This is a genomic window from Streptomyces sp. Je 1-4 4N24, assembly GCF_026239515.1.
Lineage (GTDB): Bacteria > Actinomycetota > Actinomycetes > Streptomycetales > Streptomycetaceae > Streptomyces > Streptomyces nigrescens.
In genome coordinates this window covers 7724392-7748204 of sequence record NZ_CP110836.1, presented here as the reverse complement: position 1 = coordinate 7748204, position 23813 = coordinate 7724392, and the positions used below count along the sequence as shown (strand labels likewise).

28 protein-coding genes are annotated in these 23813 nt (G+C 71.4%); 12 read left to right on the top strand and 16 right to left on the bottom strand.

Annotation, left to right across the window (positions count from 1 at the left end; genetic code table 11):
- The first annotated feature begins 37 nt into the window (after nucleotides 1-37).
- The 5 genes from SLV14N_RS33970 (at nucleotide 38) to SLV14N_RS33950 (ending at nucleotide 4269) form a co-directional block, all read left to right on the top strand.
- A complete protein-coding gene (locus SLV14N_RS33970) occupies nucleotides 38-877 on the top strand; it encodes a hypothetical protein (RefSeq protein WP_208686264.1) in 840 nt (279 codons plus the stop codon).
- Nucleotides 878-974: 97 nt separating this feature from the next.
- The gene (locus tag SLV14N_RS33965) at nucleotides 975-1373 is read left to right on the top strand and encodes a hypothetical protein (RefSeq protein ID WP_208686262.1); all 399 of its coding nucleotides are present in this window, start codon (nucleotides 975-977) and stop codon (nucleotides 1371-1373) included.
- Nucleotides 1374-1395: 22 nt separating this feature from the next.
- The gene (locus SLV14N_RS33960) at nucleotides 1396-2787 is read left to right on the top strand and encodes a DUF2252 domain-containing protein (RefSeq protein WP_208686260.1); all 1392 of its coding nucleotides are present in this window, start codon (nucleotides 1396-1398) and stop codon (nucleotides 2785-2787) included.
- A 145-nt stretch (nucleotides 2788-2932) separates the two neighbouring features.
- Nucleotides 2933-3913 (top strand): Ku protein, encoded by a 981-nt coding sequence (locus tag SLV14N_RS33955; protein ID WP_263273361.1) that lies wholly within the window; start codon nucleotides 2933-2935, stop codon nucleotides 3911-3913.
- A 119-nt stretch (nucleotides 3914-4032) separates the two neighbouring features.
- The gene (locus tag SLV14N_RS33950; protein ID WP_018090728.1) at nucleotides 4033-4269 is read left to right on the top strand and encodes a DUF6458 family protein; all 237 of its coding nucleotides are present in this window, start codon (nucleotides 4033-4035) and stop codon (nucleotides 4267-4269) included.
- Between the two features lie 62 nt (nucleotides 4270-4331).
- Here the strand turns inward: SLV14N_RS33950 and SLV14N_RS33945 are convergent, their stop codons facing one another.
- A complete protein-coding gene (locus SLV14N_RS33945) occupies nucleotides 4332-5861 on the bottom strand; it encodes an alpha/beta hydrolase (protein WP_208686259.1) in 1530 nt (509 codons plus the stop codon).
- Between the two features lie 350 nt (nucleotides 5862-6211).
- Here SLV14N_RS33945 and SLV14N_RS33940 point away from each other — a divergent pair, with 350 nt between their 5' ends.
- From SLV14N_RS33940 to SLV14N_RS33925, 4 genes are all read left to right on the top strand, one after another.
- Nucleotides 6212-7132 (top strand): histone protein, encoded by a 921-nt coding sequence (locus tag SLV14N_RS33940; RefSeq protein WP_263272429.1) that lies wholly within the window; start codon nucleotides 6212-6214, stop codon nucleotides 7130-7132.
- 6 nt (nucleotides 7133-7138) lie between these two features.
- Nucleotides 7139-8131: an SRPBCC family protein gene (locus tag SLV14N_RS33935; protein WP_263272428.1), complete on the top strand. Its 993-nt coding sequence runs from the start codon at nucleotides 7139-7141 to the stop codon at nucleotides 8129-8131.
- Nucleotides 8128-8991, top strand: a complete 864-nt coding sequence (locus SLV14N_RS33930; protein WP_208686253.1) for a Rieske (2Fe-2S) protein — start codon at nucleotides 8128-8130, stop codon at nucleotides 8989-8991. Before SLV14N_RS33935 ends, SLV14N_RS33930 begins: the two co-directional genes overlap by 4 nt.
- 364 nt (nucleotides 8992-9355) lie before the next feature.
- Complete coding sequence (locus SLV14N_RS33925; RefSeq protein ID WP_208686251.1) at nucleotides 9356-10324, top strand: SDR family oxidoreductase; 969 nt, start codon at nucleotides 9356-9358, stop codon at nucleotides 10322-10324.
- 100 nt (nucleotides 10325-10424) lie between these two features.
- On the opposite strand, the gene SLV14N_RS33920 is transcribed toward SLV14N_RS33925, so the two are convergent.
- From SLV14N_RS33920 to SLV14N_RS33905, 4 genes are read right to left on the bottom strand one after another with little or no spacing between them, the layout of a single operon-like run.
- Nucleotides 10425-11246: a glycosyltransferase family 2 protein gene (locus SLV14N_RS33920; protein WP_208686249.1), complete on the bottom strand. Its 822-nt coding sequence runs from the start codon at nucleotides 11244-11246 to the stop codon at nucleotides 10425-10427.
- Complete coding sequence (locus SLV14N_RS33915) at nucleotides 11243-11860, bottom strand: SAM-dependent methyltransferase (RefSeq protein WP_208686247.1); 618 nt, start codon at nucleotides 11858-11860, stop codon at nucleotides 11243-11245. Before SLV14N_RS33915 ends, SLV14N_RS33920 begins: the two co-directional genes overlap by 4 nt.
- Nucleotides 11857-12621 (bottom strand): PIG-L deacetylase family protein, encoded by a 765-nt coding sequence (locus tag SLV14N_RS33910; protein WP_208686245.1) that lies wholly within the window; start codon nucleotides 12619-12621, stop codon nucleotides 11857-11859. Before SLV14N_RS33910 ends, SLV14N_RS33915 begins: the two co-directional genes overlap by 4 nt.
- Nucleotides 12618-13661, bottom strand: coding sequence for an acyl-CoA dehydrogenase (locus SLV14N_RS33905; protein WP_263272427.1), 1044 nt, complete (start codon nucleotides 13659-13661; stop codon nucleotides 12618-12620). Before SLV14N_RS33905 ends, SLV14N_RS33910 begins: the two co-directional genes overlap by 4 nt.
- A gap of 237 nt (nucleotides 13662-13898) precedes the next feature.
- Here SLV14N_RS33905 and SLV14N_RS33900 point away from each other — a divergent pair, with 237 nt between their 5' ends.
- Nucleotides 13899-14435 carry a Dps family protein gene (locus tag SLV14N_RS33900; RefSeq protein WP_093638985.1) on the top strand — a complete coding sequence of 179 codons (537 nt, stop codon included), beginning with the start codon at nucleotides 13899-13901 and terminating at the stop codon, nucleotides 14433-14435.
- A 73-nt stretch (nucleotides 14436-14508) separates the two neighbouring features.
- Here the strand turns inward: SLV14N_RS33900 and SLV14N_RS33895 are convergent, their stop codons facing one another.
- The 9 genes from SLV14N_RS33895 to SLV14N_RS33855 all read right to left on the bottom strand — a co-directional run bounded on the left by SLV14N_RS33895 (nucleotide 14509) and on the right by SLV14N_RS33855 (nucleotide 18651).
- The gene (locus SLV14N_RS33895) at nucleotides 14509-14682 is read right to left on the bottom strand and encodes a CsbD family protein (RefSeq protein ID WP_208686243.1); all 174 of its coding nucleotides are present in this window, start codon (nucleotides 14680-14682) and stop codon (nucleotides 14509-14511) included.
- 12 nt (nucleotides 14683-14694) lie between these two features.
- Nucleotides 14695-15108, bottom strand: a complete 414-nt coding sequence (locus SLV14N_RS33890) for a gas vesicle protein K (RefSeq protein WP_208686241.1) — start codon at nucleotides 15106-15108, stop codon at nucleotides 14695-14697.
- Nucleotides 15098-15346, bottom strand: coding sequence for a gas vesicle protein (locus SLV14N_RS33885; protein WP_208686239.1), 249 nt, complete (start codon nucleotides 15344-15346; stop codon nucleotides 15098-15100). The genes SLV14N_RS33890 and SLV14N_RS33885 overlap by 11 nt, the downstream gene beginning before the upstream one ends.
- Nucleotides 15343-16158 (bottom strand): GvpL/GvpF family gas vesicle protein, encoded by an 816-nt coding sequence (locus SLV14N_RS33880; RefSeq protein ID WP_263272426.1) that lies wholly within the window; start codon nucleotides 16156-16158, stop codon nucleotides 15343-15345. Before SLV14N_RS33880 ends, SLV14N_RS33885 begins: the two co-directional genes overlap by 4 nt.
- Nucleotides 16155-16643 (bottom strand): gas vesicle protein, encoded by a 489-nt coding sequence (locus SLV14N_RS33875; RefSeq protein ID WP_263272425.1) that lies wholly within the window; start codon nucleotides 16641-16643, stop codon nucleotides 16155-16157. Before SLV14N_RS33875 ends, SLV14N_RS33880 begins: the two co-directional genes overlap by 4 nt.
- Nucleotides 16644-16718: 75 nt before the next feature.
- A complete protein-coding gene (locus SLV14N_RS33870; protein WP_018090742.1) occupies nucleotides 16719-16970 on the bottom strand; it encodes a gas vesicle protein GvpG in 252 nt (83 codons plus the stop codon).
- A gap of 9 nt (nucleotides 16971-16979) precedes the next feature.
- Complete coding sequence (locus tag SLV14N_RS33865; protein WP_208686236.1) at nucleotides 16980-17693, bottom strand: GvpL/GvpF family gas vesicle protein; 714 nt, start codon at nucleotides 17691-17693, stop codon at nucleotides 16980-16982.
- 3 nt (nucleotides 17694-17696) lie between these two features.
- Nucleotides 17697-18152, bottom strand: a complete 456-nt coding sequence (locus SLV14N_RS33860; RefSeq protein ID WP_208686234.1) for a gas vesicle structural protein GvpA — start codon at nucleotides 18150-18152, stop codon at nucleotides 17697-17699.
- 88 nt (nucleotides 18153-18240) lie between these two features.
- Entirely contained in the window at nucleotides 18241-18651 is a 411-nt protein-coding gene (locus tag SLV14N_RS33855) for a gas vesicle protein (RefSeq protein WP_208686232.1), read from the bottom strand.
- Nucleotides 18652-18925: 274 nt separating this feature from the next.
- Between SLV14N_RS33855 and SLV14N_RS33850 the strand changes: the two genes are divergently transcribed.
- Nucleotides 18926-21055: a SpoIIE family protein phosphatase gene (locus SLV14N_RS33850; RefSeq protein WP_263272424.1), complete on the top strand. Its 2130-nt coding sequence runs from the start codon at nucleotides 18926-18928 to the stop codon at nucleotides 21053-21055.
- A gap of 165 nt (nucleotides 21056-21220) precedes the next feature.
- On the opposite strand, the gene SLV14N_RS33845 is transcribed toward SLV14N_RS33850, so the two are convergent.
- Nucleotides 21221-22858: an NAD(P)/FAD-dependent oxidoreductase gene (locus SLV14N_RS33845; RefSeq protein WP_263272423.1), complete on the bottom strand. Its 1638-nt coding sequence runs from the start codon at nucleotides 22856-22858 to the stop codon at nucleotides 21221-21223.
- A gap of 59 nt (nucleotides 22859-22917) precedes the next feature.
- Nucleotides 22918-23373 (bottom strand): SRPBCC family protein, encoded by a 456-nt coding sequence (locus SLV14N_RS33840; RefSeq protein ID WP_208686227.1) that lies wholly within the window; start codon nucleotides 23371-23373, stop codon nucleotides 22918-22920.
- A gap of 238 nt (nucleotides 23374-23611) precedes the next feature.
- Here SLV14N_RS33840 and SLV14N_RS33835 point away from each other — a divergent pair, with 238 nt between their 5' ends.
- Nucleotides 23612-23767 carry a DUF6131 family protein gene (locus tag SLV14N_RS33835; protein WP_208686224.1) on the top strand — a complete coding sequence of 52 codons (156 nt, stop codon included), beginning with the start codon at nucleotides 23612-23614 and terminating at the stop codon, nucleotides 23765-23767.
- The last annotated feature ends 46 nt before the right edge of the window (nucleotides 23768-23813 follow it).

The window sequence follows — 23813 nt, the reverse complement described above, 5'->3', positions numbered from 1 at the left end:
CCCCGGTCTCCGTGGGAGACACCCCTAGGCTCGGCGGGTGCGGAATTCCGAGGAGTGCGCCGAGGGTGCGGGACCGTTCATCTCCCGGCTGACCTGGCGCCTCGAAGAGGGGGGCACCGCCGTCTGGGAGTCGCGGGCGGCCCGCAAGCGCGGGACCCTCGCCGTACGGCCCGCGGGGGCCACCGAGAGCGGTGCACGGCGCGCCGGTGCCGCGGCACTCGACCGGCTGCGCCGGCTCAACGGCGTGGCCGCGGTCTCCTTCGCCATCGGCGGGACCCTCTTCGCCCTCGGCGCGGCGCTCGCGCAGTTCACCGCGGAGCGCCCGACCACGAGCGCCACGGTCTACTTCATCGGCGGGGTGTTCTTCACCCTGGGCGGCTATGCCTCACTCGTTCAGGCCATCAACGCTCCGCGCCGGGAGAGCACGGCCGGTGCGCTGACCACGCACCACTTCCGGTGGTGGAGCTATGAGCCGGGCCGGATCGACTGGCTGAGTACGTTCGTGCTGTTCGCGGGGACGCTGGTGTTCGGCGTCAATCTGCTGGACTCCTTTCTGCAGGGGCTCACGACCCAGCAGCTGAACCGGCTGGTCTGGACGCCCGACATCATCGGCTGTCTGCTGTTCCTGATCTCCGGTCATCTGGCGATCGCCGAGATCTGCCACGGCCGGCCGTGCATCCACCGGCGCAGCCTCGGCTGGTGGATCGTCGCGGTCAATCAGCTGGGTTCCGTGCTCTTCATGGTGTCCGCGGTGGCCGCCTTCACCCGTCCGGAGACCGGCAGTCAGATCAGCGTCGGTGTCGCCAACTGGGGCACGCTCACGGGAGCGCTGTGCTTCGCGGTGGCGGGTGTGCTCCAGGCCTTCGAACGTCCTTGACATGCGGCTGACCGGTGCCTGTGTAAACGTGGATTCACTGCATGGTCACCGGCGGGTCCGGTACGGACGGCCAGGTTTCTCAAGTGAGGAGTGACCCATGGCCACTCAGAAGCACTACGTGAGCGGATGGACGGCATTCGCCGCAGTCCTGATGATTTTCGGTGGCGCGATGGCCTTCCTGGAAGGCATCTCCGCCATCGCCAAGGACGATGTCTTCGTCACCACGCGGAACTACGTCTTCACCTTCAACCTCACGGGCTGGGGCTGGATCCATCTCATCCTGGGCATTGTCATCCTCCTCGCGGGCGTCGCACTGCTCTCGACCGGGGCGATGTGGGCACGGATCCTCGGTGTGATCCTGGCCGGCCTCGGTGCGCTCGCGAACTTCCTGTGGATCCCCCACTACCCGTTCTGGGCCATCGTGCTGGTCGCCATCGACATCTTCATCATCTGGGCGCTGTGTACGGACAACCACCGGCACGCCGCCACCCGGTGAGCTGAGCATCTCCGGCCCCGGCATGGCCACCGGACCCACCGCACAGGAACGCGCGGAACAGGGCAGGGCACTTCGCTCCGAAGTGCCCCGCTCCCGTCATGCGGAGTTCGAGCCCACCGCCTCCCGTGCCGATCCGGTGGACCTCATCGAGCGGCAATCCGCTGTCCGCGTACCGGAGTTGGTGCCCATCCGCTACGGGCGGATGCTGGAGTCACCGTTCCGCTTCTACCGCGGCGCCGCCGCCATCATGGCGGCGGACCTGGCGACGACCCCGTCGACCGGCCTGCGCACCCAGCTGTGCGGGGACGCCCATCTGCTGAACTTCCGGCTGCTGGCCTCCCCCGAGCGCCATCTGATGTTCGACATCAACGACTTCGACGAGACCCTGCCCGGCCCCTGGGAGTGGGACGTCAAACGGCTGGCGGCCAGCTTCGCCATCGCGGGCCGGGGCAACGGTTTCAGCGAGCCGGTCCGGGCCGGTATCGTCCGGGCCGCCTGCGCGTCCTACCGCGACCGGATGCGCCAGTACGCGGACCAGCGGACCCTGGAGGTCTGGTACGCCCATGCCGACATGGCCGACATCCAGGCAGAGGAGGCGCAGGAGCTCGGCAGCAGGGGCCGTGCGGGGCTGTCCCGGATCATCGCGGAAGCCCGGACCCACGACACCGTGCAGGCGTTCCGCAAGCTGACCCGGAGGAGCGGCGGCCAGGTCCGGATCGCCGCCGATCCCCCGTTGATCGTGCCGCTGGACGACCTGCTGCCGGACGTCGAGCGCGACCAGCTGGAGGAGCAGATCCGCGGGCTGGTCCAGGGCTACGCCCGCAGTCTGCGGTCGGACCACCGCCGGCTGCTGGAGCAGTACCGGGTCGTCGACACGGCCCGCAAGGTCGTGGGCGTCGGCAGCGTGGGCACCCGCTGCTGGATCGTGCTGATGCTCGGCAAGGACGCGGACGACCCGCTCCTGCTGCAGGCCAAGGAGGCCGACGAGTCGGCACTCGCCCCGTACGCCGGACCGGGCGTGCACACCAACCAGGGCGCGCGCGTGGTGGCCGGCCAGCGGCTGATGCAGGCCGCCAGTGACATCTTCCTCGGCTGGGACCGGGTCACCGGGATCGACGGCCGCCAACGCGACTTCTACGTACGCCAGCTGCGCGACTGGAAGGGCATCATGCCGGCGGACATGATGGTGCCCGTGGGCATGCGGCGGTTCGCCGTGCGCTGCGGGGCGACGCTGGCCCGCGCGCACGCCCGGTCCGGCGACCGGATCGCGATCGCCGCCTACCTCGGCAGCGGCACGGTCTTCGACGAGGCGCTGGCGCGGTTCGCGGAGCGTTATGCGGACCAGAACGAGCGCGATCACCAGGCGCTCGTGGACGCGGTCCGGGAGGGCCGGGTCACGGCCAGGCCCGGCTGAACCGGCGGGAGGCGCCGCAGCGGCCGTGCCGAGCGGCGTCCGCAGGCCGCCGCCACCCGGTCGGCGCACCCGGCAGCGCCCGGGGTGTACGGTCCCTCCACCCCGCTTAGCATGGTGCCGAATGGCTCCGATGAAGGCGGCCCCCATGCGCCCCACGGCGAAGTTCTCCATCAGCTTCGGCCTGGTCACGATCCCGGTCGCCGCGTACAACGCCACGGACAGCTCCGCGTCGGTCAGCTTCGTACGGATCCATACGGCGGACGGCGGACGGGTGCGCAATCAGCCCGTGTGCTCGCTGGAGGACGTCGAGATCTCCCCGGACGAGATCGGCCGGGGCTACAAGCCCGGGGACGGCGACACGGTCGTACCGCTGAGCGACGAGGATCTGGACGCGCTGCCGCTGCCCACCGCGAAGACCCTGACGATCCTGGCCTTCGTGGCCGGCGGCGACATCGACCCGCTGCAGATGGGCAAGGGCTACTACCTGGGCATCGACAGCCCCGCCGCGGCCAAGCCCTATGTGCTGCTGCGGGAGGCGATGGAGCGGCATCAGCGCGTCGGGCTCGGCAAGATCGCGCTGCACGGGCGGGAGACGCTCGCCATGATCCGCCCGATGGAGGGCGCGCTGGTCATGCAGGTGCTGCTGTGGCCGCACCAGATCCGTCCGATGGACGGGGTGCTGCCCGAGCGGCAGGCGGAGGTCGCCCCCAATGAGGTGTCGGCCGCCGAGGCCCTGATGGATTCCTTCGGCGAGCTGTCGGAGGACGATCTGCACGATCACTACCGCGAGGCGCTCGAAGAGATCGTGGCGGCGAAGCTGGCGCATCGCGAGCCGGAGTTCCCGGCCGGTGAGGAGCAGCCCGCCGGGCAGGTGATGGACCTGATGGCGGCCCTGCAGGACAGCGTCCGGGCGGCCAAGAGGTCCCGCGGCGAGGACGAGGAGGCCGAGCCCCGGTCCGGCCGTACCGCGAAGAAGAGCGCGACGAAGAAGACCGCGGCGAAGAAGACCACCGCCACGAAAACCGCCTCGAAATCCGCCTCGAAGACCGCCGCCAAGAAGGCCACCGCCAAGAAGACGGCCGCGGCGAAGAAGACCGCGAGCAGGGGCGGGCGGCGGGCCGGCTGAGCCCGCCCCCGGGGCCCGGCCGTCGGTGGCCCCTCCGCCTGTGCACATAAGGCGCCTCCCCCGGGGTACGCGAACCGTCATCAGGCCTTACTGCCAATACAGTTATGGAGGCTGACGCCATGGGTATCGGCGGATGCATCGGTCTTCTCGCGGTGGGGGCCATCCTCACTTTCGCGGTGGACTGGCACATGGCCGGAATCAACGTCGACCTGGTCGGCATCATCATGATGATCGTCGGCATCATCGGCCTCGCCACCTATGTGAGCATTCTGAAGCGGCGGCGCACCCAGCCACCGTCCCCCGGCGCCCCGGTCGTCGATGTCGAGGACGCCCCGCGCCCCCGCTACTACAGGTAGTCCCCGGCCATACGGCCTTCGCTTCCGCCGTGGGTGCCGCTCTCCGGCGACGGCCGCGCCGTTCAGCCGCAGGAGGTCTGGGCCTTCGGCAAGACTCCGTTCAGCAGGAAGTCGTCGACATAGCGCTGCACGCAGAGGTCCTGGGTGGTGTAGGCGGCATGGCCCTCACCGTGGAAGGTCAGTACGACGCTGGAATTGCCCAGCTCACGGGCCATGTTGAACGCGCCCTCGTAGGGGGTCGCCGGATCATTGGTGGTCGCGACGAGCAGCAGGGGCGGTGCGCCGGGCGCCGCGACGTCGCGGGAGGAGTCGTCGCCCGCAACGGGCCAGTCGTAGCAGTCCAGCATGAGCGGGGCGATGTCCGGGCCGAAGAGCGGGGAGGCCTTGGTGAGTTCACGCTCCGCCCGGGGGTAGTCGTCGGCGTCATAGCGTTCCGAGGTGTCCCGGCACGCGATCGCCCGGAGGGCCAGCTGGTCCTGCGGCGGTAGCTCGTCCTGCCCGACCCCCGGTGCCGGGACCGTGCGGGTGGCACTGCCGCCACCGCTCTCGCTCAGACGGAGAATTCCGGCGGCGTCGCCCCGCCGCAGCTGCGCCAGCGCCTGGCGCAGCGCCGGCCAGTCGCTTCTGCTGTACAGGGCCTCGCGCAAGGCGTACACATAGGTGGTCTCATCCACCGTCTCCCCCTTCACCTTCATCGGCCGTTCGCTCAACTCCTTGTACCAGGTGCGGAGTTGCTCCTGCGCCCGGCTCTTGTCGGTGCCCAGCGGGCAGTCCGCCGTCTGGAGGCAGTCGGCGGCGAAGTCATCCAGCGCCCGCTGGAAGCCGCGGGCCTGGGCCAGTGCGGTCTGCCAGGTGTTCTTGGTCGGATCCTCGACGCTGTCCAGGACCATCCGGCCGACCTTGTCGGGGAACTCATGGGCATAGACCGCGCCCAGCTTGGTGCCGTAGGAGAAGCCCAGGTAGTTGAGCTTGTCGTCGTGGACCGCGGCGCGCAGTACGTCCATGTCCCGGGCGACATCGGGGGTGCCGACCCAGCGCAGCAGCCCGCCGGAGTACCGGCCGCAGGCCTCGTTGATGCGCTTCTCCTTCGCGGCGAGGCTGTCGTCGCCGCCCGTGGTGAGTTTGCTGCCGCAGGAGATGGGTTCGGTGTGGCCGGTACCGCGCGGATCGAAGCTGACGATGTCGTAGCGCTGACCCAGCCGGGCGAAGGCGCTCCCGCTGTCGATCAGATAGTTGACGCCGGAAGCACCTGGCCCTCCGGGGTTGATGACCAGCGAGCCGAGGCGCTCACCGGGCCCGGTCGCCTTCAGCCGGATCAGCTGGACCTGCATCGTGCTCCGTTTGGGATGGGCGTAGTCCCGCGGCACCTCCAGCCGGGCGCACTCCAGACGCTCCCGGAAGCCCGGCGGCGGGGAGGCGCCGTCGCCCTGCGTCCCGCTCTGCAGGTCCTGGCCACAGGGCTCCCAGGACAGCGTCTGCTGGTAGAACGTCGCCAGCTTCGGGTCATCGACGGCCGTCGCAGCCGGAGTTCCCCCGAAGACACAGAGCAGCGCCACCACCACCGCCATGGCCGACAGCCGGACGGCTGCCATGCGCCGGCGAACACACCGCGCTCCCCCTACTCCCACACGAGACGGTGCACGGCGTGTTCCCGGCATATTCCGAGCGTAGGGCCGTTGCACAGCTCCCGCACACCTGCCGTGGAGCGCCCCGGTGAAGGCCTGCCGTACGGGCGGCAACCGATGGTCACGGCGCCATGACCCGGCCACCCAGCGGGACCGGCTCCTTTCACAGCGTGGTCCCGGAGGGCTTTTCGGCCCGCTCAAGATGCGGCGGTCACGACTCCGCTCACTCTGGAGATAGGGCAGAAACGAAGCCGTCGAGTGGCGGCTCCCTGCACAGACGCCCATCGGCCGCACGTCCGGGAAAAGGTGACGCACCCATGAATGACGGAACCAAGGTCCTGCTGGCCGCCGCTCTGGCCGGCGGCTATGTGCTGGGCCGCACGAAGAAGGGCCGGTTCGCCCTCACCGCGGCGTCTTATATCGCCGGGCGTCAATTCGGGCTTGAACCACGCCAGCTCGTGGCCCAGGGAATGCGCAAGCTCAGCGAGATTCCCCAGGTCGCAGAGCTGGGTGAACAACTGCGGGGGGAAGTGCTGGACGTCGGCAAGAAGGCCTTGACCACCGCCGCCAACCGCCGTCTGGAGACGCTTGCCGACACGCTCCACGACCGTACCCGGGCCCTCGAATTCGGACCGGAAGAGCCGGAAGAAGAGGAGGAATACGAGTACGACGAGGAGGAAGAGCCGGAGGAGGAAGAGGAAGAAGAGGAGGAGCCCGAAGAGGAAGAGGAGCCCGAAGAGGAGTACGACGAGGGCGAGGAGGAAGAGCCCGAGGAGGAGGAAGAAGAGGAAGAGGAGCCCGAGGAGCGGCCCCGTCGGCGTACGCCACGAGCGGCTGCGCAGAAGAAGGGTGGGCAGAGGGCACCCGCCAAGAAGCTTGCCGGGACGAAGGCTGCCGCCGGTCGGCAGGCCGCGAAGAAGACCGCGGCGAAGAAGACCGCGCCCGCCAAGAAGACCGCAGCCAAGAAGACGGCGGCGAAGAAGACCGCAGCACAGAAGACGGCCAAGAAGGCACCCGCCAAGAAGGCGGCCCCGGCCAAGAAGGCGGCGGCAAAGAAGACCGCCGCGAAGAAGACGGCAGCGAACAAGACCGCGGGAAAGAAGACCGCCGCCACGAAGACGGCCGCCAAGGCCGCTGCCAAGAAGGCTCCCGCGAAGAAGACTGCCGCACAGAAGAAGGCGGCTCCTGCGAAGAAGAGCGCCAAGAAGACATCATCGCGCGTCGAGCGCCGGAGGTAACCGGTCATGGCCAAGACGGGACAGGACAACGCGGACTCGGGCCTCGATCGGCTGCGAGAAGAACTGGGGAACTACGCGACGCAATGGGTGGGGAACCTGGCCGAACGGGCCGGCGGCAAACTGATGGATGTGACCGGACAGCTCACCGATGTGGCCGAGAACGGCGGCTCGCTGTCCAAGATCGCCGGAAATCTGATGGGCGGTGACTCGCCCATCAAGGCCGCCGTCAAGGGGACGGCGGAGAACGTGAAGGACACCGTCACGGGGAAGGCCAAGGAACTCTTCGGCGGCGGAAAGCGCAAATCGGGGGACAAGAAGGTCACCAACATCATCGAGGTCCTCGATATCGGGGTGCCGCTGCGCACCGCCTACGACCACTGGACGCAGTACGAGAAGTTCAGCGGTTTCACCAAGGGCGTACGCAATGTGTCGCTGCACGACGAGACGACCAGTGACTGGAAGGCCAAGGTCGGTCCGTCGACCCGGGGCTGGAAAGCCACCGTTCAGGAGCAGGTGCCGGACGAACGCATCATCTGGACGTCCGAGGGCGCCAAGGGATCGACCCGCGGCGCCGTCAGCTTCCATGAACTGGCGCCCAATCTGACCCGCATCGTGCTGGTCGTCGAGTATTACGCCTCGGGATTCTTCGAGAAGACCGGAAACATCTGGCGCGTCCAGGGTCGGCGACTGCGGCTGGACTTCAAACACTTCCAGCGCTACGTCACCCTCACCGACGAAGAGCCGGAGGGCTGGCGCGGCGAAATCCGGGAGGGCGAGGTCGTACGGACCCACGAAGAGGCCATCGAGGACGAAGAGGCCGAGGAGCGCGAACGCGAGGGCGAGGGCGAGGAGGAGGAATACGACGAGGAAGGCGCGTACGAGGGCGAGGACGAAGACACGGATGAAGACGAGGAAGGCGCGGAAGGCGAAGAGGAAGAGGAGGACGAGGACGGCGAATGGGATGAGGAAGAGGAAGACGAGGAGGAAGAGGAGGAATGAGTTCCACACTCGTGAAGTCACTCGACGCGCTGGGCCGTTGGGAGCAGCTGGACGCCGTGATCGGCCCGGTGCAGCGGGTGGTGCGCGGCCTGCCCCTGGGGCGTTTCCGCGATGTGCTGCACGGCCTGCCGATCGGTCATCCGCTGCACCCGGCACTCGTGCAGGTTCCGATGGGCGCATGGCTGTCCGCCGCGGTGCTGGACGTCGTCCCGGGTACCCGGCGCAGTGCCCGCCTCCTGGTGGGGGTGGGCGTCCTGTCGGCCGTACCGGCGGCATGGGCCGGCTGGGTGGACTGGGCCGAGCAGCATGAGGACCAGATGCGTACCGGCCTGGTGCATGCGGCGTCGATGGCGCTGGCCATCGGCCTGTACTCCAGATCCTGGGTGCATCGCGGCCGTGGCGCCGGCACGCACGGCAAGCTGCTCGCGTTCGCCGGACTGTCCGCGGCCGGGGCCGGCGGCATGCTCGGCGGACACCTCGCCTACCGGCAGGGCGCGGGCGCCAACAAGGCGGAACCGGTGCCGCATCTGCTGGAAGAGGGCTGGCACCCCGTGGGCAGGGTGGAGGACTTTCCGGTCGGCGAGGCCGTACGCCGGGAGCTCGGCGAGGTGCCCCTGCTGGTGGTCCGTCAGGCGGGCGGGGAGATCCATGTCCTGGCCGGGCGGTGCAGCCATCTGTCCGGGCCCCTGACGGACGGCACGATCGCCGACGGCTGTGTGACGTGCCCCTGGCACGGCAGCGTCTTCCGGCTGGCGGACGGGGCGAACGTCACCGGTCCGGCGACCGCTCCCCAGCCCTCCTTCCGGGTGAGCGTGGAGGGCGACGGCTCCGTTTACGTACAGTTGCCCGGCGCGGGCTGAACCGTACGAGGGCCTGCTCAGCGGCCGAGGCCGGGCGCGGCCAAGGCCTGGCGCCGCCAAGGCCTGGCGCGGCCGCGCCGCCCGTGCCACCGAGCGCGCTCCGGGCAGCGCACGGCAGCCACCGCCCGACTGGCCCAACGCCCCCTCGCGGGTGCCGCGCACCGCTGCGGGCCTCCCCCGCCCTTGGCGGTGCGGGAGTCCATGCCGTGAGTGGGCGCGAACGCCCTGCTCAGCGGCGCCTGCGCCGGGCCCGCCGCACTCGGCCGCCCGCTACCGTCGAAGGCAGCAGGCGTTCGGCGTCCGGCCTCGCCCCGCGGGGCCGCGCCCCGTCCGTGCCGATCCGCGCCCAGTGGAAGGGCTCATCATGCGTGTGCTTCCGGCCGCTCCCTCGATCGAAGGGCTCACCGCTGTCGTCACCGGCGGCTCGCGGGGGCTCGGGCTGCTCATGGCCCGCCAGCTGCTGCGGCGCCGCTGTGATGTCGTGCTGCTGGCCCGGGACGAGGCCGAACTCGGCAGAGCCGTCGGCAAGCTGAGGCAGTGGGGCGGCGGGACGGTGCGCGCCGTGGTGTGCGATGTGCGCGACCGCCCCGCTGTACAGGACCGCCTCGCGGAGATCGCCAGGGACCACAACAGGCTGGACATCGTCATCGCCAACGCCGGCATCATCCAGGTCGGCCCCGCGGACGCGCTGGGTGCCGACGGTTTCGAGGAAGCGATGGACTCCATCTTCAACGGGGCCCTGAACACCGCGCTCGCCGCCCTCCCCCACCTCCGGCGCAGCCCGGCCGGCGGCAGGCTGGCCCTCGTCGGGTCCATCGGCGGTCTGCTGGCGGTGCCGCATCTGCTGCCGTACTCCTGCGCCAAGTCCGCGGTGGCCGCGCTGGCCGAAGGGCTGCATGCGGAGGAGGCCCCGCACGGCGTCACCGTGACCGCGGTCCACCCCGGCCTGATGCGCACCGGGTCGCATGTCCACGCCCTCTTCGGCGGGGACCGGCGCCGGGAGTACGCCTGGTTCTCGGCGCTGGCCGGGGCCCCGGTGCTGTCCATGAACGCCGAGCGGGCGGCGGAGCGCATCGTGACCGCGCTGCAGCGGCGGCGGCCCCGTATCGTGCTGACGCCGGCGGCCAGGCTCGGTGCCACGGCGCACGGGCTGGCGCCGGTGACCACCACCCGGCTGGTGTCGGCGGTCGCCCGGGTGCTGCCCCGCAACGGCGCGCGCGGCACCGTCGACGGTTCGACGGTCGCCGCCGGGGAGAAGCCACCGGCCCGGCGCCTTCGCGGTGTCCTCGGCGCCCTCAACGAACGGGCGGCCGACCGCTTCAACCAGCGTTGAGGGCCCGTACCGTCCGGCAGTGCGGCCGCGCTTGCGGTGATGCGGGCCCGGACGGTCGCGAACGCCGTACTCCCCGGCGCCGGCCTTCGCGCCGAAGCGCTCAGGGGCGGAGGTCTCCGCTCCGGTCTCCGGGGACGACCACCGGCGCGGCGAGATCGCGATCAAAGTCGAGGTCGAGACCGAGGGAGAGTTGCCGCAGGAAGGTGCCGAAGCCGTGCGGGGCCCGCGGGTCGGGGCGGCCCGAGGTGCGCACCGGGCACTCGTCGGTGCGCAGGATCGGGCAGCCGCGGCGTTCGAGAGCGGCGACGAGGGCGCGGTCCTCACCGTGTGTCAGCGCCGGGAACCCGCCCGCCGCGCGGTAGGGCCCGGCCGCGATGCCCAGGTTGGCGCCGTGGACATGCGGATGGCACCACAGCAGCGGCCAGGACGGCCGGCCGGCGAAGTAGTGGGCGTTGTGGCGGGCCACCGTGGTGACGGGGAGTACGGGCCGGTGCGCGAGGCGGACGGTGCCGACGATGCAGTGCCAGCCCTGGCGGGCGTGGTGCAGCTGGTGGGCCAGCCAGTGGGGCGGGACCCGCGAGTCGGCGTCGGTGGTCACGATCCAGGTGCGTTCGCCGTGCGGGCGGAGCAGATGCAGGGCGTGCGCGACTCCGGCCGCCCGTGCCGCGCCCACGTTGCGGTCCGGCAGCTCGATGACGGCGGCGCCCCGTTGGGCGGCGACGGCGGGTGTGGCATCCGTGCAGGCATCGGCGACGACCACCGTCACCACGGGCAGGTCCGCCAGGGCCGGGTGCCGGGCCGCGGTCCGTACGGCGTCGAGGGCGCCCGGCAGCTCCTGTGCCTCGTTGTGGGCCGGGACGACCACGGCCAGGGCGGTGGGGTGCGGGGCACGGGAGCTGCCCGCGGTGGGAGATGCGGTCACACCAGGCCTTCTTGCGCCGCGGGAGAGAGGGGCGCGCTTGCGTCGGGGTAGCGGCGCCAGAAGGTCTGCAGGGTGAAGTCGGGGTCCTGGGTCTCGGTCAGCAGCTGCAGGCCGGGGCGGGCGGCGAGGACGGGGGCGAGGTCGCGGCCGGTGCGGCGGTGCTCGGGGACGGGGTGGTTCCAGTGCACGGCGACGAGGGTGCCGCCGGGTTCGAGGCTGTCGAGGGTTCGGGTGAGGATCTCGTGCAGCGCGGTGTCGTCGAAGTAATAGAGGAGTTCGGACAGCACGATCAGATCGAAGGTGCCGTCCGGCCACTCGTCGGGGATGGTGAGGGTGCGGACCTCCACCTGCGGCAGTGCGTGGGTGCGTTCGGCGGCGGAGACCACGGCCGAGGGCATCCGGTCGGTCGCGAGCAGCCGGTCACAGCGCTCGGCGAGCCGGGCGGTCAGCACGCCGACGGAGCAGCCGGGTTCGAAGGCGGCACGGTACCGGCGCCGGGGCAGCGAGGCGAGGGTGAGGGCGTATTTGCGCTGCTCGTACCAGCGTCCGGCGAGGTCCCAGGGGTCGACCGCGCCGGCGTACATCGCCTCGAAGTAGGCGGGCGGCGTACTCATCGGAAGACCACCTCGAACGGCCTGGTGTGGTGGGCGAGTTCCTCCGGCGGCAGGATCGCGGCGTCGCCGTCACCGTCGCCGAGCGGGTGAATCTGGCTGACGAACCGGCCGAGGGCCGCGGCCTTGCGCCGGGCCGCGCCGGCCGGCAGCGGGAGACGAGCCGCGCTGTCCCAGGGGACGCGGGGGTCGGCGGGGCGCGCCCAGTGCCACATCCAGACGGGATACATCCACAACGGCACGCCCGAGGAACGGCAGGCGGCAGCGGCCGCCCGGCCGGCGGCTTCGTGGTCGCTGTGCAGATCCCCGGTCCAGGGCGCGACGCAGAGGGCCGCGTTCACCGCGTACAGCCGTGCCGTGATCTGGTGGCGCACCGCGGTCTCGTGACGGTGCACCTGGGTGTCGGGGATGCGCAGGCGCTGCGGGCGCAGCGACGGCAGTCCGAGGTCGCCCAGGGCGTCACGGAGTTCGGCCGCGCGGACCGCCGCGAGCCGGGCGGCGGTGAGCCGGGTGCTGTGCGGGTGGGAGCCCTCGCCGTCGGTGACGGAGAGGACCTGGACGTCGGTGCCGTGCGCCGCCAGCGCGGCCATGGTGCCGCCGAAGCCCAGCACTTCGTCGTCGGGGTGTGCCGCGACGACCACGACCGGCCCGGCGGGCAGCGGGACGGCGGGCAGGCGGTCGAGGGCGGGCCAGGACGCCCAGTCCGCCTCGGGGGTGCCCGGGGCGTCGATGGCGTCGGCGGCGGCCTGGCGGGCGCTGTTCACCGCTCCTCCGCCTGGCCGGTGAGCAGCAGGCCGAGTTCGGCGTGGTTGCGCTCGGCGTGGTGCTGGCGGAGGTAGACGGTGAGGTCGGCGACCGCCCGCGCATGCCGGGCATCGTGGCACAGCGGCTCGGCGCCGGTGGCCTGGCCGACATGGCGCAGGACGTCGGTGCAGACCTTCTCCACCAGCGCCCGCACCCGCAGACTGCGCATCCGCGCACCGCCGAGGCGGTCCAGGGGATCCTCGTCGATCTCGTCGGCGGCACGCTGAAGCACCGACTCGGCCGCGTGCAGCAGGACGTCCACCTCGCCCAGGTGCGCGGCGGCATGCGCGTCCAGAGGCCGGTGCCCGGCCTCGGCCCCGGCCACCAGGGTGGCGGCCACTGCCTGCGCGCCGCCCAGCCAGCAGGCCGCGACCCCGATGCCGCCGTGCTGGAAGCCGGGTCGGCGCAGATAGCTCCCGGCGTCGCCGACGGGGGTCGCCGGGACCTCGGTGAAGGTGGCGTCGGGGCTGTCGCTGCCGGCCATCCCGACGGCCTGCCAGGTGCCGGGCACAGGTGCGATGGCCGGGTCGCCGACCCGCGCGGCGAACAGCCGCCGCCCCTGGTCGCTGTCGGCCGTCACCAGCGCATGGGTGCAGCTGTGTACCCCGGAGCAGTACGGCTTGACGCCGTTGAGCCACCAGCCGCCGCCCCGGGCGGTCACGGTGAGTCCGGGGCCGGGCGGGTGGGCGGCCCATACGCCCCACCGTTCGCCGGGTTCCGGTGGCGGGCCGTCCAGTTCGTGGAGGATGGCGGCCGCATCGACGTGGCCCTCGGCCAGACGGGCCACACAGAGGTCCTCGCGCCCAAGGGCGGCCAGCGCACGGAACCGCTCCCGGGTGCGCCCCTCACCGGGAAACGGGAGGCGCAGGTCTCCGCCGTCGACCAGTGCGGTGAAGCGCCGGGCGACCGTACGGCACCGTTCGGCCGGGCTCGGCGGGCCCGCCGACGGCCCGCCGGGCCGGGCGCCCACACCGGCGGAGAAGGTCGCATCGGTCGTCACATCAGCTCCTCACCGGAGTGGTCCGGTCGCTCCACAGTCTGCGGTGATCCGCGCACACCTCGCACTTCGGAGCAGCCGCCCGGACCGCGGTCGCGGAAATGCGGAAACCGGGCCGGCCGGGTGTTTCCGGGCCGAGTTGCCGGGCACGCGGACTGGCACGACAGGAAGAGCCGACCTGTGGTGAAAGGAGAATGCATCGTGGCTGCGAGCAATTCCCCCGCCTATACCGTTCCCGGCATGACCGAGTCCGAAGGCGGAGAGGTCATCGGACGGCTGCGGCTCAGGCTGCACGCGCTCAATGACCTGGCCCTCACCCTCAAGCATGTGCACTGGAATGTCGTGGGGCCGCACTTCATCGCCGTCCACGAAATGCTCGATCCGCAAGTCGACGCGGTCCGTGCCATGGTCGACGCGACCGCGGAGCGCATTGCGACGCTCGGCGGCTCCCCGACCGGGACACCGGGCGCACTGGCCGCCGAGCGGACCTGGGAGGACTACTCCGTCGGACGGGCGCAGGCGATCGAGCACCTCGGTGCGCTGGACGTCGTCTACTCGGGGGTCATCAGGGACCACCGGGCGGCGGTGGCCGCCACCGACGGGGTCGACCCGGTGACCCAGGACCTGCTCATCGAGCATCTGCGGTCCCTGGAGCTCTTCCAGTGGTTCGTCCGGGCGCATCTGGAGAGCGCCGGCGGCACGCTCAGCACCGGTTCCGCCAACGGGCTGTCCGAGGCGGGCCACGCGGCCGCCGAACAGGCGCGCCGGCAGCCCTGACGGGCGCCGCGCAGACGCGCCCCAGGGCGTCGGCCCCGCCGTTGCACGGAAGGCGACGGCGGGGCCGCAGCGGTCAGTGTTTGAAGGTCTCCCGGCCCTTTTCCACCGCCTGCTTCATTTTCCCCATGGCCTGTTCCGCCTTGCCTCGCCTTTGGAGGCCTTTGTTGCCGAGGGCCCTTCCGGTCGTTTCCTTGGCCTTTCCCTCGACGATTTGACCGATGTTCCTGGTCTTTTTCGCGATGCCCATGTCGCGCTCCCTTCAGGGTTCTTCGGCGGGTGGCAGCAGGGTCCCGAGCGGTCCGAGATCCAAATTGAGGTCCTGCATCGTCAGCTCATATCGGGCGCAGAGTTCCACCATGCGGTCGTGCAGAATCATCAGCGTCGCGCCCAGGCGTTCCTCCTGTTCCTCGGTGAGGTCTCCGGCGTCGACCCGTTGCAGGGCCTGACGTTCCATGAGCTGGCGCAGCAGCTCGACCAGGGTGAGGACGAGCTTGATCAGGTCCCGCTCCACCGTGTCGGGGTCGGCGCTGATCCGGTGCGCCGGACGACGGGCCGCCGCGCTGCTCGGGGGCGGGATGTCCTGCGGTGCCGCGGGCAGCAGGCGGAAGGCCCGATGGGCCGCGTCGGCGACATCATCGAAGCGGTTGCCGGGCCGGCGGTCCTCAGCCGTCATGGTCATCCCGTACCGAGGGGGCGAGGGCGGACCACGGGGAGGGGTTCTGTTCGCTGATGGAGACGATCAGCGCGCGCAGCGAGATACGGACGAGGTCGATATCGGCGATGGAGAGCACGACATCACCGGTGAGGACCACACCTCCGCTGAGCAACCGGTCCAGCAGATCGATCAGCGCGATCTGCCGGTCCGGCAGCGGTTCGTCCGTCGGTGCCGGCTGCCCGCCCGCCGGCCTCATGGCGCGGCTCCCTTCAGCGGTTCGGCCTCGGGCGGTGTGGCGAAGGAGTACGGGGCCCAGGGCCCGGTGACCTCGACGCGTACACGGGACAGTCCCTCGGCCGCCCGGGTGACATCGGCGCGGAAGCTCTCGGCGTCCCGCAGCGGCACGAGGTAGGCGTCGTTGACGACGTTCTCGCCCGGCCCGCGGGCGAGTTCGCCCTGTTGCACCCGGTGCTGGACCCGGTCGACCGCATGGCCGCGGGCGGCGGCCTCGACGCGCCGGGCGACCTCTTCGGCGTCGCGGTAGGCGTCGTCGCGGGCGTGCCGCTGTGCCTTGCGGTGGCTGAGGTAGGCCCGTCCGGGGCTCAGGCCCTCGTCCGCGGGCGGCGCGGCCGGCCGGTCGGTGGGCGCGGGCGCCTCGACATAGATCTTGACGCCCCACTCCGTGTGCGCGGCCAGGTCGGCCAGCCGGCCGGCGAACGCCTCCTGGCGGGCCGTGACCATGTGCCGCACCCGCTCGTCGTCCAGGTACACCGTCGCGAGCCGGAGCGGCAGGACGGTGGTGCGGGCGGCCAGTGCCTCGATCACCCGGTGGTGGGCGCGGGCCACCGACTCCAGCCAGTCCAGATCCTCCAAGTTCGCGCGCAGCGCGGATTCTTGGAAGTCCTGCTCGGGCACCGGGCTCACGGCGACCACCACCTCACCGCGGTCCCCCGCACGCACCAGATGGACCGGTGCCTCCGCCACTCCCGGCAGTCCGGTCAGCGCCTCCGCCAGCGATCCGTCGTCATCCTTCGCGACGGCGTACGCATAGCTGATGACCTCGGTCATGAGGTGTCCCGCTTCTTGGTGCGGGAGCCGGTCCCGTCCCGTTTGGTGCGTGCGCCACGGGCGGGACGGCGGGCGGCGGAACGGCGCACCTCCTCGTCCTCGCCCTCCTCCTCGTACTCCTCCTCGTCCTCGGCCGGCGGCAGTTCGTCGCCCTCGCGCAGGGCCTGGATCTCGGCGCGCAGCCGCCTGTTCTCGTCGGCGAGCGAGCGGTAGCCGTCGGACGCGCGGGACGAGAGCGAGGGGTCGTGCTCCCACCAGTCGATGCCCATCTCCTTCGCCTTGTCCACCGAGGCGACCAGCAGGCGCAGTTTGATGGTGAGCAGTTCGATGTCCAGCAGGTTGATCTGGATGTCGCCCGCGATGACGATGCCCTTGTCCAGCACCCGCTCCAAGATGTCGGCAAGGTTCGCCGAGGAGCCCTGACCGCCGTACGGGCCGGCCCGGGACGGGTAGTCGCCCATCCTCCTGGCGACGGGTTCGTTCACGGCCGCTGCACCTCGATTCCCGGCGTTGCGACGGGAGCGCGGGGCGGCGCTCCCGTTCCGCGGCGGCCACCGCGGTCAGATGTCGGTGCCCTGGGCATGGGCCCTGATCTCGTCCAGCCGGTCCAGCAGCTCGTCCTCCCGGCGGTCGAAGGTCTCCTCGGAGATGTCTCCCGCCAGCAGCGCTCGTTCGAGCTCGGCGAGTTCCCGCTCGACGGGTTCGGGGTCGTAGTACTCGTTCTCCGCGGCCTCCAGGGCGCGTTCCATGACCCAGGCCACGCCGCGCACCGGTGCCAGCGGAAGGGTGGCAAGTTGACTCAACAGGCCCATGGGGACTCCCTAGACGAAGCTGTAGGCGGGGAGCGGGCCGAGCAGCCGGAGGTCGAAGTCCTCCCCCAGCTCCTTGGCGAGATCCCGCTCCGCGCCGAGGAAGCTCTTCTCGTTTTCCTGCTCCACCAGGAAGGACACGCTCACGAAGTCGTTCCCGGTCGGGGGTGAGGTGCGCATCTCGCGCGCGAATCCGCGCAGCGCATCGAGGACCCCGGCGGCGAGCTGCTCCTGCCGTGCCTGCACTTCCCCGGCGACCAGTTCACCGAGGGCGAGCGGGGCTTCCGGACTGGCATTGCCGCTTCTGATCTGCTCGTTGAGCTCTCGTGCCTGATCCGACTCCGTGAGGATCTGCCGTAGCAGCGCATCCTCATCCTGGGCGGCCTTCAGGTGGTATTCGGCGCAGCCCTTCAACGCCTCCAGCCGCTCGGTGAATTCGTCCGTCCGCTCCTTCAGGACGGCCCGTACGGCCTCGTCGTCCGTGGTCGTGAAGCCGAACTGCAAGGGCAGGACCGTGCCGTCGGCCATCAGCCGTTCCTGGACGGCCTGGTGTGCGCCGAGGTCCCGGCGCTTGGGACGCAGCTCCTCCGGGGAGTCGCTGACGACGGCGGACAGCTTCTTGCTCTGTACCGTACGCAGCTCGGACGGCGGGTTCCCCACTCCGTGGAGGCCTTCCAGGCGCTGCGGATGGCTGGTCGCGACGATGGAGTAGACGTAGACCGACATCGCTCATTCCTTTCGTCGCCGGGCCGGCCGGCGAGCGGGCCGCTCGTGCCGCTCGGCGGGCTCCTTGTGCCTCGTCTCGCGTTCCTCGTCGTCATCGCCGCCGCCCTTGAGGGCGTCGGTCACCGCTTCCGCGGCCCCGGACAGGGCGCCCTTGGCCTTGCCGTGCGAGCCGCCCTCGGTCACCTCACCGACCAGGTCGGTCAGCTGGGAGGGTGCCTTGCGGCCTGATTCCAGGTCGAGGCGGTTGCAGGCCTCGGCGAAGCGCAGGTAGGTGTCGACGCTGGCGACGACGATGCGGGCGTCGATCTTGAGGATTTCGATGCCCACCAACGACACACGCACAAAGACGTCGATGACCAGACCGCGGTCCAGTATCAGATCGAGGATGTCGTAGAGGTTTCCGGAGCCTTGGCCGCCGCCTGCGGCAACGGTTCCTCCGCTTTGCGGCACCACAGTCACGGTGCCTCCCTTCACCGGCTCACTCCGGTCTTTCGGAGTTGGCCGTCTCGTTCGCCCGGCGAACGGTCCTGCCTGGCCTCCCGGGGCCCTAACGACGGTCGATCTGGCCTCGGGTGTAGCGGCGGGTGCGCTCGTACGCCACCAGTTCGCCTTCCTTGTCCAGCATCACGCGGTAGGTCGCCATCACGCTGGTGGTCCCGGGGACACGTTCCAGCTCCAGGACTTCCACGTCCGCCTGCCAGCCGTCCTCCGTCGGCTTCACCGCGGACACGGACTCGGGAGCCCGTCCCAGCAGTTCCTTCAGCTGCTCCGCGGCGTACCGCATGGCACGTGGCGCCGAAACACGGCGGCCCGCGCGCGGCGCTTCGCTCTCGCGCTCGCCGCTGCCGGCCCGGGCACTGCTGGCTCGTGTGGCGGTCTTCTTGACGGTTTTCTTGGCGGTCTTCTTACTGGACGGTCGCCGGACTCGTTCGGTCCCGTCCTGTTCGCCTGCGGCCATGTTCCCTCTCCGGAATCGGAGGCGACATGCTGCCCGCGCCACTGTAAAGAGGCGCCACTACATGATATACGGCCTGAGCTGAGCGCATCTTGGGGCGAAAGTGCCTGGTCCCGCGGGCAGCGGACCGGCCCCCGGCAGCGAGTGCCGCGGCTCGGTGGGCGGCGTAACGTCAGCAGTGTCCCGGGAGAGACGTCATGACGGTCTCGGCGCGGGGAGACACCGGCGGGCCGGAGTGGGTCTCGATGGCACGACGACAGCTGTGTGCAGGTGCGCGATGACCGGCGGGACCGGGCCCGGCCCGGTGGATGACCCCGTGGGCCGGGCGCTGCTGCGCGCGATGCACGAGGCCGGGGCGTCCGCCGGCGGGGTCTATGTGCTGGCGGCCGACGCGCCGGTCCTGCAGCTGACCGTCATGAGCGGAGTACCGGCGCCGTTCCTGGCGCCGTGGGACCGCGTCGCGCTGGCAGCCCCCATCCCGGTCGCCGTCGCCACCCGCGAACAGCGCCTGGTGTGGGTGGGCGGTCAGCAGCAGATGGCCCGCGACTTCCCCCGTACGGCGGTGGCCGTGCCGTACGACTTCTCGCTGGCGGCGGCTCCGGTCAGCGGCCCGGCCGGCAGCCGGGGCGCCTTGCTGCTGCTGTGGCCCGCCGGCCATGCGCCGCGGCTGTCGGCGGAGGAACGCGGGGCGGTGGAGGCCGCGTGCGGGCGTCTGGCGGCGCTGCTGGCAGAGCTCCCCCGGCCCGACGGCTCCGGTCCGGCCGAGGCACCGCGGGTCCGCACACCGCCGCCGGTGCGGGCCGTGAGCCCGGACGAGGCGCTGGCGGCGGCCGACTACCTGGAACGGCTGCCCGGCGGCTGCTGCGCCCTCGACCTGGAGGGACGGATCACCCTGGTCACGAAGGGCGCGACGGAGCTGCTCGGCGAGAAGGGCACCCGGCTGATCGGCTCGCGCCCCTGGGAGGCCCTGCCGTGGCTGCGCGACCCGGTCTTCGAGGACCGCTACCGCGCCGCGGTGATCAGCCGCCGGCCGACGTCGTTCACCGCCAGCCGGCCACCGCACCACTGGCTCACCTTCCGGCTGTTCCCGGACGCCAGGGGCCTGAGCGTGTGGATCAGCCCGTCGGACAAGGACTACGGCCCGGTGGAGCCCGCCCCCACCCAGGGGGAGGTGCTGCCCGTCCGGGCCGGCCAGATCTACCACGTACTGCATCTCGCGGCCGCCCTCACCGAGGCCGTCGGCACCCAGGATGTCGTCGCTCTCGTCGCCGACCAGATCGTGCCGGCGTTCGGCGCCCAAGGCATGATCATGTACGTGGCGGAGGCGGGCCGGCTGCGGACCATCGGGCATCGCGGGTACTCCGCCGAGGCGGTCGCCGCCTTCGAAGGGGTCGCCCTCGGCGCCGCCAACAGCCCCGCCGTGCACGCCCTCGCCACCGGGGAGCCCAGCTTCTTCACCTCCCCCGAGGAGATGGAACACGATTACCCGGGGGTGCCGCGTCTGACGGGCAAGGCGGCGCGCGCCGTGCTGCCGCTGATCGTGTCCGGCCGCCCGGTCGGCTGCTGCATCCTCTCGTACACCCGGCCCCGCACCTTCAGCCTGGAGGAACGCCAGGTCCTCACCTCACTGGCGGGGCTGATCGCCCAGGCACTGGACCGGGCCCGGCTCTACGACACCAAGCAGCAGCTGGCGCACGATCTGCAGGCCGGCCTGTTGCCGCACGGGCTGCCCACGGTGCCGGGGTTCGCCGTCGCCGCCCGTTATCTGCCGTCGACCCGCGGTATGGACATCGGCGGCGACTTCTACGATCTGATCCGCCTCGACGAGGACAGTGTCGCCGCCGTCATCGGTGATGTGCAGGGCCACAACGCGGCGGCCGCCGCCCTGATGGGGCAGGTCCGCACCGCCGTCCGCGCCTATGCCACCGCCGGTGCCGCGCCGGGCGAGGTCCTGGCCCGTACGAACCGGCTGCTGACCGATCTGGACCCGGGGCTGTTCACCAGCTGCCTGTACGTGCACATCGACCTGCGTACCCGCCGGGCGTGCCTGGCCTGCGCCGGCCACCCACCGCCGCTGCTCCGCCACCCCGGCCGGCACACCACGGTGGTGCATGTGCCGCCGGGACTGCTGCTGGGCATCGACCCCGCGGCCCGGTACTCCACCACGGAGCTCACCCTGCCGCCGAAGTCCGTCCTGGCGCTCTACACCGACGGCCTGATCGAAACGCCGGGCGCCGATCCCGACCGCTCCGTCGCCGACCTCGCCGGACGCCTCAACGACGCGCCGCCGCTGGGTCCGGACCGTCTCGCCGACGTTCTCCTGGAGAACCGGCACGGCGATGCGGACCGGCAGGACGACGTGGCGCTGATGCTGTTGGCCGCACTGCCGGTCGGGCCGATCACTTGAGCGAGGGAGGCATGACGATGCGTCACCCTTGCTTATCCTGAAGGGAGTTGATGGAGGAACGGATTGATGGAGGAGCAGCCGACGGGGCTGCTCGTGCCCACCGGCACCGGCACCGGCACCGCCGTGGTCATCGCCTCCGCTCCCCATGCCGGGCACTCGCCCCGCTCACCGCCCGCCCTCCATCGGAGCCCGCAGCGGTGCGCCGCCGCGGTGGAGTGCACGCTGGGCCCGGCTGAGGACACCGCTCGGCGTGCGGGTGCGCAGCGCCGCGCGGGCCGCGTTGGCGCCGGGGGCACCGTGCACCCCGCCACCCGGATGTGCCCCGGCGGAGGCCAGATAGAGGCCCGCCACCGGGGTTTCCGGGCGGGCGAGGCCCGGCAGCGGCCGGAAAACCAGCTGCTGGTGGAGGGCGGCCGTACCGCCGTTGAGGGCACCCCCGTGCAAATTGGCGTCCAGCGCCTCGAACGTGGGCGGGGCGAGAATGCGGCGCGCCTTGATCCGGGACCGGAAACCGGGCGCGAAGCGCTCGACCTGCTCCTCCAGCCGGTCCGCCATCGCGTCCTGGTCCCCCGGGTCCCAGGCCCCGCCGATCCCGTCCTCCCCCGCGTCCCCCCGGATCCGGTGGGGTACATGGGTGTAGGCCCAGGCTGCCTCGGTACCCGGCGGGGAGCGGGTGGCATCCGCGGTGGTCATCTGGCCGAACAGGGCGAAGGGCCGGTCGGGCACCTGCCCCGCGGCGATCTGGGCGGTGAAGCGGGTGAGTTCGTCCATTCCGTCGGCCAGATGCACGGTGCCCGCGGTGGCGGCGGCCTCCGCGGTCCACGGCACCGGGCCGCCCAGCGCCCAGTCCACCTTGAAGGTGGCGAAGTCCCATTGGAAGCGCCGCAGGTCCGCCGGCAGCCGGTACGGGAGATACCGGGAGTCCACCAGCCGGCCGTACAGGGCGGGCACGGACACATCCGCCACCACGGCGCGGCGGCCCGGCACGGTCTCACCGATCGCGGTACGCACCGCCACCGCGCGCCCGGAGCGTACGACGACCTCATCGACCCGCTCCCCGCAGCGCAGCACCCCGCCCCGGCGCTGCAGTCGCCGCACCAGGGCCGAGGTGAGCGACTGGGCGCCACCGGCCGGCACCGGAAAGCCGTAGCTCTGGCCGAGCATCGACATCAGCCATCCGAAGCCGCCGCTGCCCGCGGCCTCGGGGGTGAGATCGGTGTGCAGGGCGTTGCCCGCCAGCAGCAGCCGGCCCGCCTCGCCTTGGAACTCCTCCTCGCCCAGGCGCCGTACGGGCAGCAGCATGGTGCGCGCCAGCCGCAGCCCGCCGGCCGCTCGGACCCGGGCGGCGAGCCGGGCCAGGGCGCGCAGCGGCGGGAAGGGGGTGAACAGCGCGTCGAGGAGATCGCTGCCGACCCGGTCCCAGATGCCGCACAGCTCTTGCCAGGCCGCTCCGTCGCCCGTGCCGAAGGTCTCCAGCCCCGCCGCCGTGTCGGCGGTGGTGCGCCCCAGCAGCGCACAGCGGCCGTCGCTCAGCGGATGGGCCAGCACCTGGGGAGCGTGGCTCCAGACCAGCCCCTCCTCGTACAGGTCCAGGGCGGTGAGGACCGGGGAGGCGGCGGCCAGGGGATAGAACGAACTGCACAGGTCGTTGACGAAGTCGGGGTGCACCGCACGGTCGCTGCGGACCGCGCCGCCCGGCTCGTCCTGCTGCTCCAGCACCTCCACCGTCCACCCGGCGTCGGCCAGCAGGTTCGCCGCGACAAGTCCGTTGGGTCCGGCACCGATCACCACTGCGTCCGGCATCGCTGCCTCCTGTTCACCCGGCCGTGGTGCGCCCGGCCCGCCATCGGGCGGGGCGGCGGTCAGGCTCTGCTGGGTGCGCGGACCTGGGTCTTTTCGGCCACTGCGGCCAGCCTGCTGAGCATGCTGCGGTGGCGCAGCTGCAGCAGGACGTCGAGGGCCCCGTTGTGCAGCCGTCCGCCGGGCCCGGCCAGCGGGTGTTCATCGACGATGACCAGGGAATCGGCGCCCCAGGGGCGCACCTCGATGGCGATCCGGGCGGTGCCCAGCCGGCCGCTGTCCACCTCGAGTTCGAGGGTGCGCGGCGGGACGCTGTGGCGCACGGTGGTACAGCCGGTGACGTCCCAGGGCCCCAGGCGCACCGTGTATTCGAGCGTGGCGCCGACCTCCGGCCAGTTGCCGTCCTTCGGCCGGGAACGAGCGGTGCCGACCACCCAGTCCTCGTAACGGGAGCGGTCGGCGAGTACCGCCCACAGCTCCTCGGGAGACCGTTTGATCAGCTGATGCCGTACCGCCACAAGCCTTCCACCGCCTCACCGCACCTCGGCCGCCGGCTTCCTCACCCAGCGTAGAGCGCGCATCCGGGCCCGTCCTGCCGAGCGGTACGAGGTGCTCACGCCACCAGCGCGGGTAACCCGGGCGCCCGGCTCGGCGGGCCGCTGGGGCCGCTCGGTCCGTGAGCAGTTGCCCCGCGGACAATCCGGGATCAAAGTAATGAATACACACGTGTTCGCACGTGCCAGATCGGAGCGGATCGTGATCATTCTCGGAATCATCTTGCTCGTTGTCGGGTTCGTGTTCGGCATCGGCATTCTGTGGACCATCGGAATCATTCTCGCGGTCATCGGCGCGATCCTTTGGATCCTCGGCGCACTGGGGCATGCGGTCGCCGGCCGCAAGCACTACTACTAGCCAGGCACACGGCGGTGGGCCTGCACGGAGTCCGTGCAGGCCCACC

Coding starts and splice junctions, on each gene's coding strand:
- SLV14N_RS33965 (WP_208686262.1), top strand. CDS start 975: ATGGCCACTCAGAAGCACTACGTGAGCGGATGGACGGCATTCGCCGCA.
- SLV14N_RS33960 (WP_208686260.1), top strand. CDS start 1,396: ATGGCCACCGGACCCACCGCACAGGAACGCGCGGAACAGGGCAGGGCA.
- SLV14N_RS33955 (WP_263273361.1), top strand. CDS start 2,933: ATGCGCCCCACGGCGAAGTTCTCCATCAGCTTCGGCCTGGTCACGATC.
- SLV14N_RS33950 (WP_018090728.1), top strand. CDS start 4,033: ATGGGTATCGGCGGATGCATCGGTCTTCTCGCGGTGGGGGCCATCCTC.
- SLV14N_RS33945 (WP_208686259.1), bottom strand. CDS start 5,861: ATGGCAGCCGTCCGGCTGTCGGCCATGGCGGTGGTGGTGGCGCTGCTC.
- SLV14N_RS33940 (WP_263272429.1), top strand. CDS start 6,212: ATGAATGACGGAACCAAGGTCCTGCTGGCCGCCGCTCTGGCCGGCGGC.
- SLV14N_RS33935 (WP_263272428.1), top strand. CDS start 7,139: ATGGCCAAGACGGGACAGGACAACGCGGACTCGGGCCTCGATCGGCTG.
- SLV14N_RS33930 (WP_208686253.1), top strand. CDS start 8,128: ATGAGTTCCACACTCGTGAAGTCACTCGACGCGCTGGGCCGTTGGGAG.
- SLV14N_RS33925 (WP_208686251.1), top strand. CDS start 9,356: ATGCGTGTGCTTCCGGCCGCTCCCTCGATCGAAGGGCTCACCGCTGTC.
- SLV14N_RS33915 (WP_208686247.1), bottom strand. CDS start 11,860: ATGAGTACGCCGCCCGCCTACTTCGAGGCGATGTACGCCGGCGCGGTC.
- SLV14N_RS33900 (WP_093638985.1), top strand. CDS start 13,899: ATGACCGAGTCCGAAGGCGGAGAGGTCATCGGACGGCTGCGGCTCAGG.
- SLV14N_RS33895 (WP_208686243.1), bottom strand. CDS start 14,682: ATGGGCATCGCGAAAAAGACCAGGAACATCGGTCAAATCGTCGAGGGA.
- SLV14N_RS33890 (WP_208686241.1), bottom strand. CDS start 15,108: ATGACGGCTGAGGACCGCCGGCCCGGCAACCGCTTCGATGATGTCGCC.
- SLV14N_RS33885 (WP_208686239.1), bottom strand. CDS start 15,346: ATGAGGCCGGCGGGCGGGCAGCCGGCACCGACGGACGAACCGCTGCCG.
- SLV14N_RS33880 (WP_263272426.1), bottom strand. CDS start 16,158: ATGACCGAGGTCATCAGCTATGCGTACGCCGTCGCGAAGGATGACGAC.
- SLV14N_RS33870 (WP_018090742.1), bottom strand. CDS start 16,970: ATGGGCCTGTTGAGTCAACTTGCCACCCTTCCGCTGGCACCGGTGCGC.
- SLV14N_RS33865 (WP_208686236.1), bottom strand. CDS start 17,693: ATGTCGGTCTACGTCTACTCCATCGTCGCGACCAGCCATCCGCAGCGC.
- SLV14N_RS33855 (WP_208686232.1), bottom strand. CDS start 18,651: ATGGCCGCAGGCGAACAGGACGGGACCGAACGAGTCCGGCGACCGTCC.
- SLV14N_RS33850 (WP_263272424.1), top strand. CDS start 18,926: ATGACCGGCGGGACCGGGCCCGGCCCGGTGGATGACCCCGTGGGCCGG.
- SLV14N_RS33845 (WP_263272423.1), bottom strand. CDS start 22,858: ATGCCGGACGCAGTGGTGATCGGTGCCGGACCCAACGGACTTGTCGCG.